This window comes from Botrimarina colliarenosi (genome assembly GCF_007859955.1).
GTDB classification, from domain to species: domain Bacteria; phylum Planctomycetota; class Planctomycetia; order Pirellulales; family Lacipirellulaceae; genus Botrimarina; species Botrimarina colliarenosi.
The window spans coordinates 958,615-972,708 of sequence record NZ_SJPR01000001.1 but is presented as its reverse complement, the minus strand read 5'-3'; the positions used below and the strand labels follow the sequence as shown (position 1 = coordinate 972,708).

Sequence of the window (14,094 nt, the reverse complement as noted above, 5' to 3'; positions counted from 1 at the left end):
GATGGACCCCCTCGCCCAACTCGTCTACGAACTCGCCACCGCGATGCTCGCGCCGGTGCTCGTCGCGCTGGTGGCGATGTTCGGTTGGGCGTTGTTCGCGTTCGGCGCCTTCCTGAGCGAATGGCGTTGGCGCTGCCGCGGCGCCGACTGGACGGCGTCGCTAGCGCCCCCAGGAAATAAAACGCCGGACCGGCCGCAGCGGGGCCTCCGTGGCGAGGCGGCCGCCTCCCTCCGCAGCGGCGTCACCGAAGCCAAGGCGCTCACCGACCTCGAGCTCGCCGCGTCGGGCCGCCTGGCGTGGATGAGCTTCGGCGTCCGCACCGGGCCGCTGCTCGGCCTGATGGGAACGCTCATCCCGATGGGCCCGGCGCTCGTGGGGCTGTCGGCGGGTGACATCGAGGCGCTGGCGGGCAATCTGGTAATCGTCTTCAGCACGACCGTGATCGGCGTCTTCATCGGCGGCCTCTGCTACACGTTGCTGCTGATCCGCCGGCAGTGGTACGCCAGCGACCTGGCCGACGTCGAACTCGCCGTCGCCGCCTGGCAAGAGGGAGCGAGCCGCGCCGAGGCCGTTACCGCTCAGCGCGCCTGGGAGAACTCGCATGGCTGATCGCGGCTCAAGCCCCCACCGCCGTTTGCTCGCAAGCCATGACGACGACCCGCTCAGCGGCGTCGCCAACCTGTTCGACGTGGCGATGGTCTTTGCCGTCGCCATCCTGCTGTCGCTTATCACCCGGATCGCGCCGCTCGAGGCGATCGCGTCGAGCGGCGGCAAGCCCGGCAGTGAAGCAATCCTCCCCGACGGAGAGCCCCTCGAGCACTACCGCGTCAGCGAGAGCCAACTCAGCGGCGAAGGCGAACGCCTCGGCGTCGCTTATCGCTTGGCGAACGGCGAAGTGGTGTACGTGCCTAGCCGCGCTGAAGACGGACGGTTGGATGAACCGTAAACGGGGCGTCTTGTTTCGCTCCGAAGCGCAACCCTATCGATTGAGGCATCCCCGCGCCGCACGCACCTGCTCGCGAGCCGCTTCCGACGTGTCGCCGAGCAACGTGAGGTGGCCCATCTTGCGGCCCGGGCGGGGGGACTCTTTGCCGTAGAGGTGGAGGCTCGCGCCGGCGGCTAACGCGGCGGGCCAGTCGGGCTCGCACGGAGCGCCGTCGCTCCCGTACCACAAGTCGCCCAGCAGGTTCGCCATTGCGGCGGGGCGGAGCGACTCGGGCGAGCCGAGCGGCAGGCCCGCCACGGCGCGGACCTGTTGCTCGAACTGGCTGGTGCGGCAGCCCTCGATCGTCAGGTGGCCCGAGTTGTGGGGGCGGGGGGCGATCTCGTTGACCAGTAGCGTCCCGTCCGACTTCTCGAAGAGCTCGACGCAGATGAGGCCAACCGCGTCGAGACCCTCGGCGACGCGCGTCGCGATCCGGGCCGCTTCGGCGGCGACGGTCGGCGTCGTGCCAGGGGCCGGTAACACCGACACGTCGAGGATGTGGTCGGCATGCTCGTTCTCGATCGGGCCGTAGAGGACCGTCTCGCCATCGACGCCGCGGGCGACGAGCATCGACACCTCGCGCGTGAAGTCGATGAACGCCTCAAGGATGCACTCGCCGGGGCCAATCGCTGTCCAAGCCGCTTCGAGCTCCGACGCGTCGCGGACGACTCGCTGGCCTTTGCCGTCGTAGCCCATCTGGGCCGTCTTCAGCACAGCGGGGAGGCCCACCAACTCAGCGGCGTTCTTCAGTTCGGCGAGCGAAGCAACCGCCGCGAACGGGCCGACCGGGACGCCCGCCTCCTTCAAGAACGTCTTTTCACGGACGCGGTGCTGGGTGGTGTGCAGCACGTGGCTGCCGGGACGGACCGGCGTGTGGCGTTCGGCGACGGCGATCGACTCGGTCGGGACGTTCTCGAACTCGAGCGTCGCGGCGTCGACCGAGAGCGCGAAGCTAGCGACGCTCCGCAGATCGGAGAGCAGGCCGACGTGTTCGTGCTCGGCGACGAGGCCCGCCGGCGACCCGCGGTGCGGCGTAAAGACGTGGACCCGGTAGCCCATCCGTTGAGCGGCGTGCGTAAACATTCGGCCGAGCTGGCCGCCACCGAAGACGCCCAGCGTCGCGCCCGGTCGGAGGGGGGCCCTCGGGTCGGCGGCGCTCACGTCAGCTCCTGAGCGCGGACGCGGTCCGCTTCGCTCTGGCGGTAGGCGTGAAGCCGCTCGCGGAGTTCGGGCCGCGAGGCGCCGAGGATCCGCACGGCAAGCAGGCCGGCGTTCTTGGCGCCCGCCGCGCCGATCGCGAGCGTGCCGACCGGGACGCCGCCCGGCATCTGGACGATCGACAGCAGCGAATCGAGCCCGCTAAGCGCTTTCGATTGAACCGGCACGCCGAGCACTGGCAGCACGGTCATCGACGCGATCATCCCCGGCAGGTGGGCCGCGCCGCCGGCGCCGGCGATGATCACTTCCAGGCCCCGGCCTTCGGCCTCATTGGCGTAGGCGACCATCGCTTCGGGGGTGCGGTGGGCGGAGACAACCTTCGCTTCGAACGCGATGCCCATCGACGCGAGCGCCTCGGCCGCGAGCCGCATGGTGGGCCAGTCGCTGTCGGACCCCATGACGACGCCGACCAGCGGCGGGCCGGGGGGCGAGGCGATCGGCGTAGCGGCGGCGTCGGACACGGTGGCGTGGGGCGCTGACAGTAAGCGGATTGAGAGCCGCCAAGTCTCTCCGCGGCGTGGGCGCGCCGCAACCCGCTAGGCAGGGGCTTTGGACGAGGGAAGTGGGACGGGAGGGGAGCGGGGCCCTTTTACGCAGGGGTCGATGTCGGAATCTTGGCAAAAAGCGCTCAAGCAGGCTTCTTGCCGGGTTGTCCCGAGGCCGAAACACAGATAGTCTTCATCTAGCGGTTATGAGATTCATTCTCAAGACAAACGAAATGGTCGCCCGAAACCCCCTAGCTCCCGTCGTTCAACCGGCCGTCGAAGCGGCTTTAGCCGGTGAATTCGCTATGTCAGCCCTCCGTCGGGGGGCCCGTGGCCGCGTCGTGCGCGTTCTGGGCGAGACGGCCGAATCGGCCCGCCTGCGGGCGTTGGGCGTCTGCGAAGGGCGGCTCGTCGAGGTCCTTCGGACCGGCGACGCTTGGGTCCTGCGGGTACTCGGGTCGCGGATCGGGATTTCTCGCGAGCTCGCCGCGAGCGTCCTGCTGACCGCCGCGTGAGCCCCGCCGAGTCGGCCTCTTCTGCAAGTAATGGCGTCCCCGTGGAAGCCGACAAGTCTTCGGTCGATCTGCCTGTCATCGAACGTCCCCTCCCGGGCGGCGCCGCGACGGTCGCCCTCGTTGGCAATCCCAACGCCGGCAAGACGTCGCTATTCAACCGCTTGACGGGGCAGCGGGCGCACACCGCCAACTTCTCTGGCACGACGATCGAGCACCGTCGTGGCGTCCTCAAGCCAGCCCCCGCCGCGCCGCTGCGGACCGAGCCGATCACGCTGGTCGATCTGCCGGGCATGTACAGCCTCGAGGCGACGTCGCCCGAGGAGGAAGTCGCCTGCTCCGTGCTCCGCGGCTGCCATGCCGGTGAGCCCGCGCCCGACGCGGTCGTGATCGTCGTCGACGCCACGAACCTCGAACGCAATCTACCGCTGGCGCGCGAGGCGCTCGGGCTCGGCAAGCCGACGATTGTCGCGCTGAACATGAGCGACTTGGCCGACCGGCTCGGATTGAAGCTCGACTTGGCGAGGCTCAGTTCGCGGGTCGGCTGCCCGGTGGTGCGGGTATCGGCCCGGACGGGCGAGGGAATCGATTCACTCGTGGCGGCGGTCCACGCGCTGGCCGACCAGAAGCCGTTGCCGCAACTCGACGCGGCGGCTTGCGCCTGCACCAGCTGTAACGGTTGTGGCTATGCGTCGCGCTTCGACTGGGCCGAATCGGTGCGAGCCGACTCGCTGACCGGCGACCTCGGCGCGCCGAGCCGCCTGACCGACTCGCTTGATACGGTGCTGACACACCGTTTCGGCGGCCTCGTGGCGTTCGCGGTGGTGATGTTCGCCCTGTTCATGACGATCTTCTCCGTCGCCACCGTGCCAATGGACCTGATCGACGCCCTGTTCGGCTGGGCGGGCGACACCGTTGGCGGTTGGCTGCCGGACGGCGATCTCAAGAGCCTGCTCGTCGATGGCGTCATCGGCGGCGTCGGCGGGATGCTCGTCTTTCTGCCACAGATTTGTCTGCTGTTCTTCTTGCTGGCGCTGCTAGAGGACTCGGGCTACCTGGCGCGAGCGGCGCTGGTGATGGACCGGCTGATGCAGCGCGTCGGCCTGCCCGGCAAGGCGTTCGTGCCGATGCTGTCGGCGCATGCCTGTGCGATCCCGGCGATCATGTCGACACGCGTGATCGACGACCGCCGCGACCGACTGGTGACGATTCTCGTAGCCCCGCTGCTGTCGTGTTCGGCGCGGGTGCCAGTCTATGTGATGGTTGTAGCGATGCTGTTCCCCGACCGGCCGGGAGCGGCGGCGGCGACATTCGCGGGCGCCTATGCCCTGGGGATTGTCGCGGCTCTGGGGGCGGCGTTTGTCTTCAAGCGGACGCTCTTGAAGGGCGAGAGCCGGCCGCTGGTGATCGAGCTCCCCAACTACCGGGCGCCGTCGATCCGCGACGCCTTGCTGCGGACGGTCGATCAGGCGTGGCAGTTCGTACAGAACGCCGGGACAACGATCCTGGTTATCTCGATCGTGCTCTGGGCGTTGGCGACGTACCCTAAAACCGACCCCGCCGACCTGCCGACCGATGACGCGCTGGCCGCCCAGACCCAGCTCGAAAACTCCTTCGCCGGACGGATCGGGAGGACGATCCAGCCGGTGTTCGCCCCGCTGGGATTCGACTGGAAGACTTCGGTCGGGGTCGTGTCGTCGTTCGCGGCGCGCGAGGTCGTGGTGTCGACACTGTCGATCCTCTACGGCCTAGGGGAGGACGGCGACCAGGAAAAGCTCCTGGGAGCGATGCAGTCGTCCCAGCGGGCCGACGGCACGCCGGTCTTCACGACAGCGACCTGCCTGAGTCTGCTGGTGTTCTACGTCCTGGCGATGCAGTGCCTGCCGACGCAGGTGGTGACGCGGCGCGAAACGGGCTCTTGGAATTGGGCCCTGCTACAGCTCGGGTACATGAGCGTCTTGGCTTACGGGGCGGCGCTGGTCACTTATCAGGTGGCGAACTGGCTGGCTTAGGTGAAATCGCCTAACGAGCCGATCGGCCGCGAGCCGGACCGAGTGATCGTCGGAGGCTTCGAGGCTCTCGGCCGGCCGGCGCCTGCGGTGATTACGCACCCTGCGCCGTGGTTGCAGGGATTGTGACGGCTCCGGGGTTGCGACTCCTTGGCTTCGGAAGGCCGCACTTTCGTGGGCGCGGACTAGGTTTTTAGTGGCCCCACAACGCGTGCGGGATCGCGCCTGACCGACGACCTCCGATCCTCGACTGCAATGCCCGATTCGCTCCTCTCCGATTGGCAACCTGAAGACTTCGAAACGCTCGAACGCGGCGTCCTCGTTGCGAACCATCGGCTCGCCGAGACCGGCCTTTTCACCGACGACGCCCTTGCGACGATCCTCGATTCGCACCCGGCCGAGCACCTCTCCATCAACACGATGGGCAAAAGGAAGGACCGGTTCGATTGGCGCGAGGGAACCCGCAACGGCGTCCCCGGCGACGAGCTCGTGCAGATGGTCCGGGAGGGACACCTCTGGATCAACTGCCGGCAGCTGCTCCAACACCAACCGACCCACGCCGAGGTGATCCATTCTCTGTTCGATGCGCTGCAGAGCAATGCGTCGCACTTTCGCGCCGAGAACCGCACCGCCAACCTGCTGATCAGCTCGCCCCACGCTTGGGTGCCCTACCACGTCGACATGCCCGTCAACATGCTGTGGCATATCCGTGGGCGCAAACGGGCGTGGGTCTACCCGCACTTCGATAAGCGGTTTGCGTCGGCGTTCGTCCTGGAGAAAGTCTGCTCGGGCGAGTGGTCGGAAGAGGTTCCTTACGACTCCGAGTGGGACAAGTACGCTTTGGTGTTCGACGCCGAGCCGGGCCAACTCATCACGTGGCCGCAATTGGCGCCCCACCGCGTAGAGAACCTCGAGGGGCTCAACGTATCGCTCTCGACGGAGCATAAGAACGCCCGCGCGCGGCGGCGCCTCAACGTCCACACCGCCAATGGGATCCTGCGGCAACGTTTCGGCTTCCCCTGCAAGAGCATTGAGGTCGACGGCTTCTCTGCGCACGCCAAACAATTATTGGCGCGGCTCGACCGCCGTATCGGCAAGCTCGTGGGCAAGGAGAAGGAGCAGTGGGTCTATCCGATCACGTTCGAGCTCGACCGCACCGCACCGGACGGATTTCGGTTGCTCAAGACGGAAAACGAGACCGAGCTCACCGCGCATGGAGTTGAGGAGGCCGTTGAGTCGTAAGGAGACTACCGCTTCCCCCTTCCCGAAACGGAGGAGGATTCACCTCACGCTTTCCTCGCATGTCGATTGAAACCCTTACCACGCTCGGCTCGTTGCGTCGCCTCGACGAAGAGTGGCGGGCGCTCGCCGTACCGACACCGATGCAGTCGCCAGCTTGGCTAGCAAGCTGGTGGGAGGCATTCGGCGAGGACGACCCCGCGTGCGAGCTCGCAACGCTCGCCGTACGCGACGACCAAGGCGCGCTGATCGGCTTGGCGCCTTGGTACTTGAGACATCGATCGGTCGTCGGCCCGACGGTGCGTTTCCTCGGCGATGGCAGAGCGGCGACCGACCACCCTACGCTGCTGTGCCGCTCGCCTCGGGACGAGCCGACGGTCGTTGCGGCGGTCGCTCGTTGGCTCGTCGATAGCGCCGGCGAGGCGTGGCGGCGCATCCGCCTCGAGTCGATCGACGCCGACGACCGGGCGATGAATCACCTTGAGCGGCTGCTCAGCGAGGCGGGCCTCGACACCGAGCGGGTCGCCGATTGCGGCAGCTTCCCCGCGGAACTGACCCAAAACGGCGCCGATCCTACCTGGGACAACTACCTCGCGACCCTCTCGAAAAATCGTCGCAAACGGGTGCGGCGCTGGGAACGTGAATGGTTTGATACCGGCCGCGCCGTGGTCCGCGTCGCGCAAACGGAGGCCGACCGGCGTGAGCTGTGGCCACAGCTGGTGAACCTGCACCGCGAACGCCGTGAGGTGATGGGCCACTCGGGCGTCTTTGACGAACCCCGCTTCGAGCGCTTTCACCAACTCGCTAGTGAGCGGCTGCTTGCCGAGGGGCAACTTTGCTTGGCCCTCCTAGAGATCGACGGCGTCGCCACCGCAATCGATTACGCCCTGCAAGATCGCCCGGGAGAAGGCGGCAACGCCCTTTACGTCTACCAGGGCGGCATCTCACGGGCCGGTCTCGAACTCGATTCCGGCCATTTGCTGCAGACGGCCACCGCGCGTCGCGCGCTGGAGTCGGGCCGTACGCGGCTCGACCTGCTCCGCGGCGACGAGCCGTACAAGCTGAGCTGGGGCGCCACGCACCGCCCCGCCACGACGCTGCATGTCCGCCCGCGCGACACGGCCGGCGCCCTCGAGCGCTGGGCCGGCACGGCGTATCGCGGTTGGCGCGATAGGAAGCCGGTGAGCGCCGAGGCGTGAGTCGACCGGGCGACTTCGACGTGGTCGACGTCGCCGGCGCTAAGTTGCCGACCGGCCTTGAGTGGGAGATCGATTACTTCCCCAACCGGGTCGATGTATCGGTCATCGGCGCGGGTGGGGCCGGATCTCGCCATGGCGCGCCGACTTTCCACGGCGTTAACGGTGCTGCGCGAACATCCAGTCCCAGACCTGTCGGCTGGCGAACGTGGGGTTCCAGCTGCCGTGTCCTTCGCCGGGGTACTCGGTGTAGATCGCCCGGCCGCCGGCGGCGTTGATCGCGGCGATCATCTCTCGCGACCGCTCGACGGGGACCGCGTTGTCGGCGTCGCCGTGGAACGCCCAGAGCGGGAGGTCCTTGAGCCGTTCGCCCCATTCTGGGTTGCCGCCGCCGCAGATCGGCGCCGCGGCGGCCCAGAACTCCGGTTCGCGCGCCGCCATCTCCCACGTGCCGTAGCCCCCCATCGAGAGGCCCGCCACGTAGAGACGGTCGGTGTCGATCGGCAGGGTTTCGATCAATCGATCAACCAAAGCACGCACGGCGTGCATCGGCTTGCTCGGCGGTTGGTCGATTCCCAGCGGAACCGTCACACTGGTCGGGCGCAGTTTCATCGACCAGACAACTGGCTCATCCGAATCGGGCTTGTTGCCAGCGGGACACTGCGGCATGAGGACAAAGGCCCGGTGGCGATCGCGAAAATCAGCCGAAGCAAACAACGAACCGCCGTGGTCAAGCTGCCGCCGGTTGTCGTCGCCCCGCTCGCCAAACCCATGCAGGAAGACCAATAGCGGCCGCTTCTCATCGTCGTCGGTCGGCTTCGGCGCCATCAGCCGGTAGGGCAACTCGAAGCCGTCGTCGTCAAAGGTTGCGGCGTCGAAGACCTGGAGCGGCTCTGGCGTGGCCGGGGAGCCGGCCGGCTCCTCGGCAAAGGAGGTCGCCGTGACGAATAGCAGCGACAGGGCTGTCACAAGACGGGTCATGAGTGGGGTTTCTCGGAGCGAACGGCCGGTTTGAAAAGACCCGACTATCTTAACCGGAGACCAACTTAACCGGCGACCAACTTAACCGGCGACCAAGAGCCGAATCATCCCATCTGGGTAAAACGGCTCACTCGGTGGCGTCGTACGCGACCTTTCCGTCGACAATCGTGTAACGCACCGTCGCGGTGTTGATCGACTCGGGCGCCATCTTGAACAAGTCGTCGTCAACCACCACCAAATCGGCCGCCATGCCGGGCCGCAAGGCGCCGCGATGCTCTTCGGCAAAAGCGGCGTAGGCCGAATCGACCGTGTACGCCCGCAGCGATTCCTCGACCGAAATCTTCTGCTCGGGGAACCAGCCGCCCGGATTCTTGTCGTCGAGCGTCCGTCGCGTGACGGCGCCGTAAATTCCTTCGATGGGTGTCGCCGGCGCGACGTACCAATCGCTGCCGAACGCCACGCGGGCGCCGGCGTCGAGCAGCGAGCGGTAAGCGTGCGTTGTCTTGCTGCGCTCAACGCCGATCAGCGGCTCGGTCCAGCGGCCGTCGTCGATGCAGTGGTACGGCTGCACGCTCGCGATGACGTCTTGCGAGGCGAACCGGCCGACGTCTTCTGCAGCAATGTGCTGGGCGTGCTCGATGCGGAACCGGCGGTCGCGGGCGCCGTTCGCTTTGGCGACGTGATTAAACACATCGAGCTGTGTCCGTATCGCCCGGTCGCCGATCGCGTGGACGGCGACCTGCAGACCCGCGGCGTCGGCGGCGCGGGTCCAGACTTCGAGGTCGTCGGCCGTGTTGACCATCAGGCCGCGGTCGGAAGGGACATCGTCGTAGGGGTCGAGGAAGGCCGCGGTGTGCGAGCCTAGCGAGCCATCAACGAAGCCCTTGAGCATGCCGACAGCCAGCCAGTTGTCGCCGGGTCCGTTGCGCTCGATCTCTTCCAAGAGCTGCCGCCACTGGTGGAGCGGCGTCGCCATCCGGACCCGCACGCGGAGGCGCCCACTCGACCGCGCCGCCCGCATCGCCGCCAGCTCTTCCAGCGAGCCCATTTGCACGACGCTCGTGACGCCGCGCTCAAGCAAGTAATCGTTCGCAGCGTCGAGCGACTTCATCAGGTCGGCCGCCGAGGGGCTTGGCGCAACCCCTCCCACAAGGTCCATGGCGTTGTCCCGCAGCAGCCCGGTCATGCGTCCTGAGGCGTCGCGTTCGATCGCTCCTCCCTCGGGCGCAACAGCCGAGTCGTCGACCTTCGCCGCGCGGAGGGCCGCGGTGTTCGCTAGCGCCATGTGGCCGTCGAGGCGATTGACCCAGACCGGGTTGTCCGGCGTCACCGCGTCGATCCAATCACGTGACGGCAACTCGCCGCCCCAGATCGTGTGGTCCCATTCGCCGCCGCGGACCCACTCGCCCGGCTTGAGCTGCTTGGCGAACTCGGCGATGCGTCGGGTGAACTCCTCGGGAGTCTTGGCGCCGCGGAGCCGCACGCCGGTGAGGTTGCGTCCGCCGACGAACAAGTGGATGTGCGAATCGAACCACCCCGGCGTAACGAGCCCCCCCGCGGCGTCAACGATAACAGCGTCCTCGGGCGCCTTGGCCTCGATGTCCGCCCGGTCGCCAACGGCGACAATCTCGCCGTCGACACACAGCACCGCCTCGGCCCAGGGACGATCGGCGTCGGCGGTCCAGACGCGGCCGCCGGTGATCAGTAGGGCTGATGGCTCGGCAAGCAGTTCAGCCGCGCCGGCAAACAACAGACCGAGACAAACAACCGCGGAAATAAGGCGACGCATTGTCGGTTCCAAGAGGGAGGCATACCGACGCCGACTTTAACATGGCGGAGACGCGACTTGTGCGCAGACGTTCCGTGTTGGAGCGAAGTGGGTCGATGTTGTTGGAGGGGTCTCGAGACCCCTCCAACAATTCGAATAGGTCTCCTCAACCTCAGACGTCGTAACGCTCCAGAATCGGGGGCGGCTCGATCGCCGCCAGGCCGAGCGACTCGGGTCCGTTCGCTTCGCCCGCCGCGATCCGGCGGCCTAGTTCAGTGACTTGCTTGTAGTAACGGTCGGGCGTGCGGTGGCCGTTCAGTTTGCGGTGCAGCTGTTGGCAGAGGATGTCGGCCGCCTCGCGGACGATCGGGTCCTTCTGTCGCCCCGCGTAGAGCGAGGTCACCAGCATCGTGATCAAGTCCTGCGTCCGCTGGCTGAGCTCGGCCATCTTGCACTGCCGGTCGGCCAGCTTGAGCTGGAACTTCTGCATCGCCGCGTCGATCTCGAGCGCCATCTTCGGCAGCTGGTAGCAGGCGTACTTGGCGTGGTAGTGCAGCGGCGCCGGCAGGTTGAGTGGCAGTTCCGCCATCCCTTGGCCACCGAGCTTCCGCCCGAGCAGCCAGCGGACATAAGGGCCCGCGACGCCGGCGAGCACCAGGGCGTGTCGCGGATTGAACGGGTTGGGCTTCTTGATGCCGGCGGCGGCCATCGCTTTGCCGACGGGCTCGAAATAGCGTTTGCCGTGGTCCTTCACAAGCGACTTGAAGAACGCCATGCCGAGCATCTCACCCTCGCCCTCATAGATACAGGGGGCCAGGTAGTCGTGCACGTTGTCGCCGAACGGATGGCCGGCCAGGAACGAGCGCCCGCCGTGGGTCTTCATGAAAAGCTCGATCGCCGCGTGCTTCTGCGCCTCAGAGCCAAAGATCTTGGCGATGATGCATTCCATCTCGCCGCGGTAGCCCGCGTCGAGCAGATTCGCGCACCAAGTCACCAGGGCGTCGGCGCCGACGATCAGGGCCGCCGTCTCGCCGAGGCGGCGCTGCACCAGCTCGCGGCGGACGATCGGCTCGCTGTAGGTGACACGGTAGTCGGCCCACGGGAGCATCGATCCCAGCATCAGCCGCATCGTCCCCGCCGCGTTGGCGCACAGCGAGACGCGGCCCAAGTTGAGGCCGTGGTAAGCGATGGTGAGGCCGTCCCCTTTAGGCGGCCTCAAGAGATTCCCCTTGGGGACGCGGAAGTCCTTGAAGACAATGCCGCGGTTATAGAGATGCCGCAGGGCGTAGATCTCGTACTTCTTGAGCTGGAACTGCTCGCTCTCTTCGTCGGGCAGATCGACGATCATCACCGCCGGCTTTCCCTCGACGAGGCACACCAGGCCGATCGTCCTTCCGGGCCGCACGTTCGAGATGAAAAGTTTCTCGCCGTTGATGACATACTCGTCACCGTCGAGCACCGCTGTCGTTTTTAGCGCGGTGAGGTCGCTGCCGGCCGCCGGCTCGGTGAGCGCGAATGCGCTGAGGCGTTCGCCCGACGCCAAACGCGGCAACCAATTCTGTTTCTGTTCTTCGGTCCCAAAGGTCTTTACCGGATCGACCGCGCCGATACAGCCGTGGATCGACGCGAGGCCGGCGATGGTGCCGTCGAGCGTCGCCATCTCGGTAAGGAACCTTGCGACCGCGGTGAACGGGGCGCCGACGCCGCCGAACTCTTTCGCGACGAGCAAGCCCCAATAGCCCGCCTCGCCGAGCTCGTCGAGCACCTCTTCGCGGACACGGCCATCGTCGCCGTAGACGTCGCCCGCCCGCTTGTGGCGTCGCACCACGTCGAGCGAGGCGTCCATCACGCGCCGGACGTCGACGGGGACATCGGCGGGCGCGCCGACAAACTCCGCCGCCGGGACGCGGCGTTCCCACACCGCCCGGTGAGCCGGGCTGTTGACCGTCTGGTACCGGGGGGCGAAAAGCGCCTCGACCTGGTCGTCGGCCCGGTCGATCGCGCCGGTGCGGCGGGCCTCGTCGTCGCTTTTGCCGCCGAGCTTGAGGGCGGTTTCGGCGAAGGACGTTTCATCGACATCGGGCCCTTCGGTCCGCGGACCGTCGAGCGTCGGGGTTTCGGCCGGGACGGCCATGAACGCCTCCTCGCGACAAATGAAAAGAGACTGCGACGATACACCTAGTGTACGTCACGGAGGGGGGCCAGGTTCTGCGATCCGCCCCTTCTCAGACCCCCGGGGGCGTCCGATAACTAGGATTCGACTCGCCAATTCACCGTCCGTCGGACGCCACGGTCAAGCACGACCCGGCCCCCTTCGGTCTTTAGCCTAGCGTCCCCCACCATGCACGACCCCCGTATCGATACGCTCGCTAACGTCCTGCTCGATCACAGCTGCGAGCTCAAGAAGGGGGAGACGATCCTCATCGAGGCGATCGATCTACCCGAGCCCGACCTGGTTGTCGCGCTGGTCGAGGGCGCCGCCAAGCGCGGCGCGACGCCGCTGGTGGAGCTCAAGAACCAACGCATCCAGCGGGCCGTCTACGCCAACGCTACCGAGGAGGGGATGAAGCTCGCCGGCGGCCTCGAGCGCGCCCGGATGGAGAAAGTGCAGGCCTACATCGGCGTCCGGGGCGCGGCGAACGCCAGCGCGCTGAAGGGGATCCCCGCCGAGCGGATGGACCTCTACCAAGAGCACTGGCTCCGCCACGTCAACGACTACCGCGTGCCGAAGACCAAGTGGGTCGTCCTCCGCTACCCGACCGACTCGTTCGCCCAAGCGGCCGACATGCCGACGCACGAGTTCACCGACTTCTTCTTTGACGTCTGCACCGCCGACTACGCCGCGATGGGCGAGGCCCAGAAACCGCTCGTGGCGCGGATGCAGGCCGCCGACCGCATCAAGATCACGGCGCCCGGGACCGACCTCGAGTTCTCGATTAAGGACATCCCGGTCATCCCGTGCAGCGGCGAGCGGAACATCCCCGACGGCGAGGTCTTCACCGCCCCGGTTCGCGACAGCATCAACGGCGTGATCCGCTTCAACACGCCGAGCCGTTACCAAGGGATTGTCTTCACCGACATCACCTTCACGTTCAAGGATGGGAAGATCGTCGAGGCGACCAGCAGCGACACCGAACGGATCAACCAGCTGCTCGATTCAGACGAGGGCGCCCGCTACTGCGGCGAGTGGGCCATCGGAACCAACAACCGCGTGCGACACCCGATGCTCGACACGCTGTTCGACGAGAAGATCGGGGGCTCGTTCCACCTCACACCCGGCAACGCCTACGACGAGGCCGACAACGGCAACCGCAGCCGCATCCACTGGGACCTCGTCTTGATCCAGCGAGCCGACTACGGCGGCGGCGAGATGTACTTCGACGGCGAGCTGGTGCGGAAGGATGGTTTCTTTGTGCCGGACGATCTGCAGGGACTCAACGAGGGGCTTTGACCGGAGCGACGGCGCCTGCACTTCGCGAGAAATCTTCGACTTCTCGTAAACCGGCCTTGCTGCGATTTGGCGAGCCGCCTAACTTCCCCGCCACACGGCTGAGGGAGAACGCGAGTTCGCCCACCGGCCGTCAGGAACCAGCCGGCCAACCCGCTAGCAAACCCAACCCAACCAAGTCACGTGGAGGGCCCGCCCTAGAAAGGCGTGCTCGCGTCAGCGCCGGACGAGGCACGGAAGCCTGCCGCCGCT

At 66.9% G+C, this 14,094-nt stretch carries 12 protein-coding genes; 7 read left to right on the top strand and 5 right to left on the bottom strand.

What is annotated here, in order from left to right:
* Position 1: 1 nt before the first annotated feature.
* Both Pla108_RS03755 and Pla108_RS03750 read left to right on the top strand, forming a co-directional pair.
* The gene (locus Pla108_RS03755; protein ID WP_146443148.1) at positions 2–610 is read left to right on the top strand and encodes a MotA/TolQ/ExbB proton channel family protein; all 609 of its coding nucleotides are present in this window, start codon (positions 2–4) and stop codon (positions 608–610) included.
* A complete protein-coding gene (locus tag Pla108_RS03750; protein ID WP_146443146.1) occupies positions 603–947 on the top strand; it encodes a DUF2149 domain-containing protein in 345 nt (114 codons plus the stop codon). The genes Pla108_RS03755 and Pla108_RS03750 overlap by 8 nt, the downstream gene beginning before the upstream one ends.
* A 33-nt stretch (positions 948–980) precedes the next feature.
* On the opposite strand, the gene Pla108_RS03745 is transcribed toward Pla108_RS03750, so the two are convergent.
* Both Pla108_RS03745 and purE read right to left on the bottom strand, forming a co-directional pair.
* On the bottom strand, positions 981–2,147 hold the full coding sequence (locus Pla108_RS03745) for a 5-(carboxyamino)imidazole ribonucleotide synthase (protein WP_146443144.1): 1,167 nt from the start codon (positions 2,145–2,147) through the stop codon (positions 981–983).
* Positions 2,144–2,665 (bottom strand): 5-(carboxyamino)imidazole ribonucleotide mutase, encoded by a 522-nt coding sequence (gene purE / locus Pla108_RS03740; protein ID WP_449240197.1) that lies wholly within the window; start codon positions 2,663–2,665, stop codon positions 2,144–2,146. The genes Pla108_RS03745 and purE overlap by 4 nt, the downstream gene beginning before the upstream one ends.
* 329 nt (positions 2,666–2,994) lie before the next feature.
* Between purE and Pla108_RS03735 the strand changes: the two genes are divergently transcribed.
* The 4 genes from Pla108_RS03735 (at position 2,995) to Pla108_RS03720 (ending at position 7,648) form a co-directional block, all read left to right on the top strand.
* Positions 2,995–3,204 (top strand): FeoA domain-containing protein, encoded by a 210-nt coding sequence (locus Pla108_RS03735; RefSeq protein ID WP_197526215.1) that lies wholly within the window; start codon positions 2,995–2,997, stop codon positions 3,202–3,204.
* A 41-nt stretch (positions 3,205–3,245) separates the two neighbouring features.
* Positions 3,246–5,213, top strand: coding sequence for a ferrous iron transport protein B (gene feoB / locus Pla108_RS03730; RefSeq protein WP_146443141.1), 1,968 nt, complete (start codon positions 3,246–3,248; stop codon positions 5,211–5,213).
* Between the two features lie 252 nt (positions 5,214–5,465).
* Positions 5,466–6,452, top strand: a complete 987-nt coding sequence (locus tag Pla108_RS03725; protein WP_146443139.1) for a cupin-like domain-containing protein — start codon at positions 5,466–5,468, stop codon at positions 6,450–6,452.
* Between the two features lie 59 nt (positions 6,453–6,511).
* A complete protein-coding gene (locus Pla108_RS03720; protein ID WP_146443137.1) occupies positions 6,512–7,648 on the top strand; it encodes a GNAT family N-acetyltransferase in 1,137 nt (378 codons plus the stop codon).
* A gap of 156 nt (positions 7,649–7,804) precedes the next feature.
* Here Pla108_RS03720 and Pla108_RS03715 read toward each other — a convergent pair whose 3' ends face one another.
* The 3 genes from Pla108_RS03715 to Pla108_RS03705 form a co-directional block, all read right to left on the bottom strand.
* Entirely contained in the window at positions 7,805–8,626 is an 822-nt protein-coding gene (locus Pla108_RS03715; protein WP_146443135.1) for a carboxylesterase family protein, read from the bottom strand.
* Positions 8,627–8,753: 127 nt separating this feature from the next.
* Positions 8,754–10,415 carry an amidohydrolase gene (locus tag Pla108_RS03710; protein WP_146443133.1) on the bottom strand — a complete coding sequence of 554 codons (1,662 nt, stop codon included), beginning with the start codon at positions 10,413–10,415 and terminating at the stop codon, positions 8,754–8,756.
* Positions 10,416–10,566: 151 nt separating this feature from the next.
* Positions 10,567–12,528, bottom strand: a complete 1,962-nt coding sequence (locus tag Pla108_RS03705; protein ID WP_146443131.1) for an acyl-CoA dehydrogenase family protein — start codon at positions 12,526–12,528, stop codon at positions 10,567–10,569.
* Positions 12,529–12,735: 207 nt separating this feature from the next.
* Between Pla108_RS03705 and Pla108_RS03700 the strand changes: the two genes are divergently transcribed.
* A complete protein-coding gene (locus Pla108_RS03700; RefSeq protein ID WP_146443129.1) occupies positions 12,736–13,845 on the top strand; it encodes an aminopeptidase in 1,110 nt (369 codons plus the stop codon).
* Positions 13,846–14,094 lie beyond the last annotated feature (249 nt).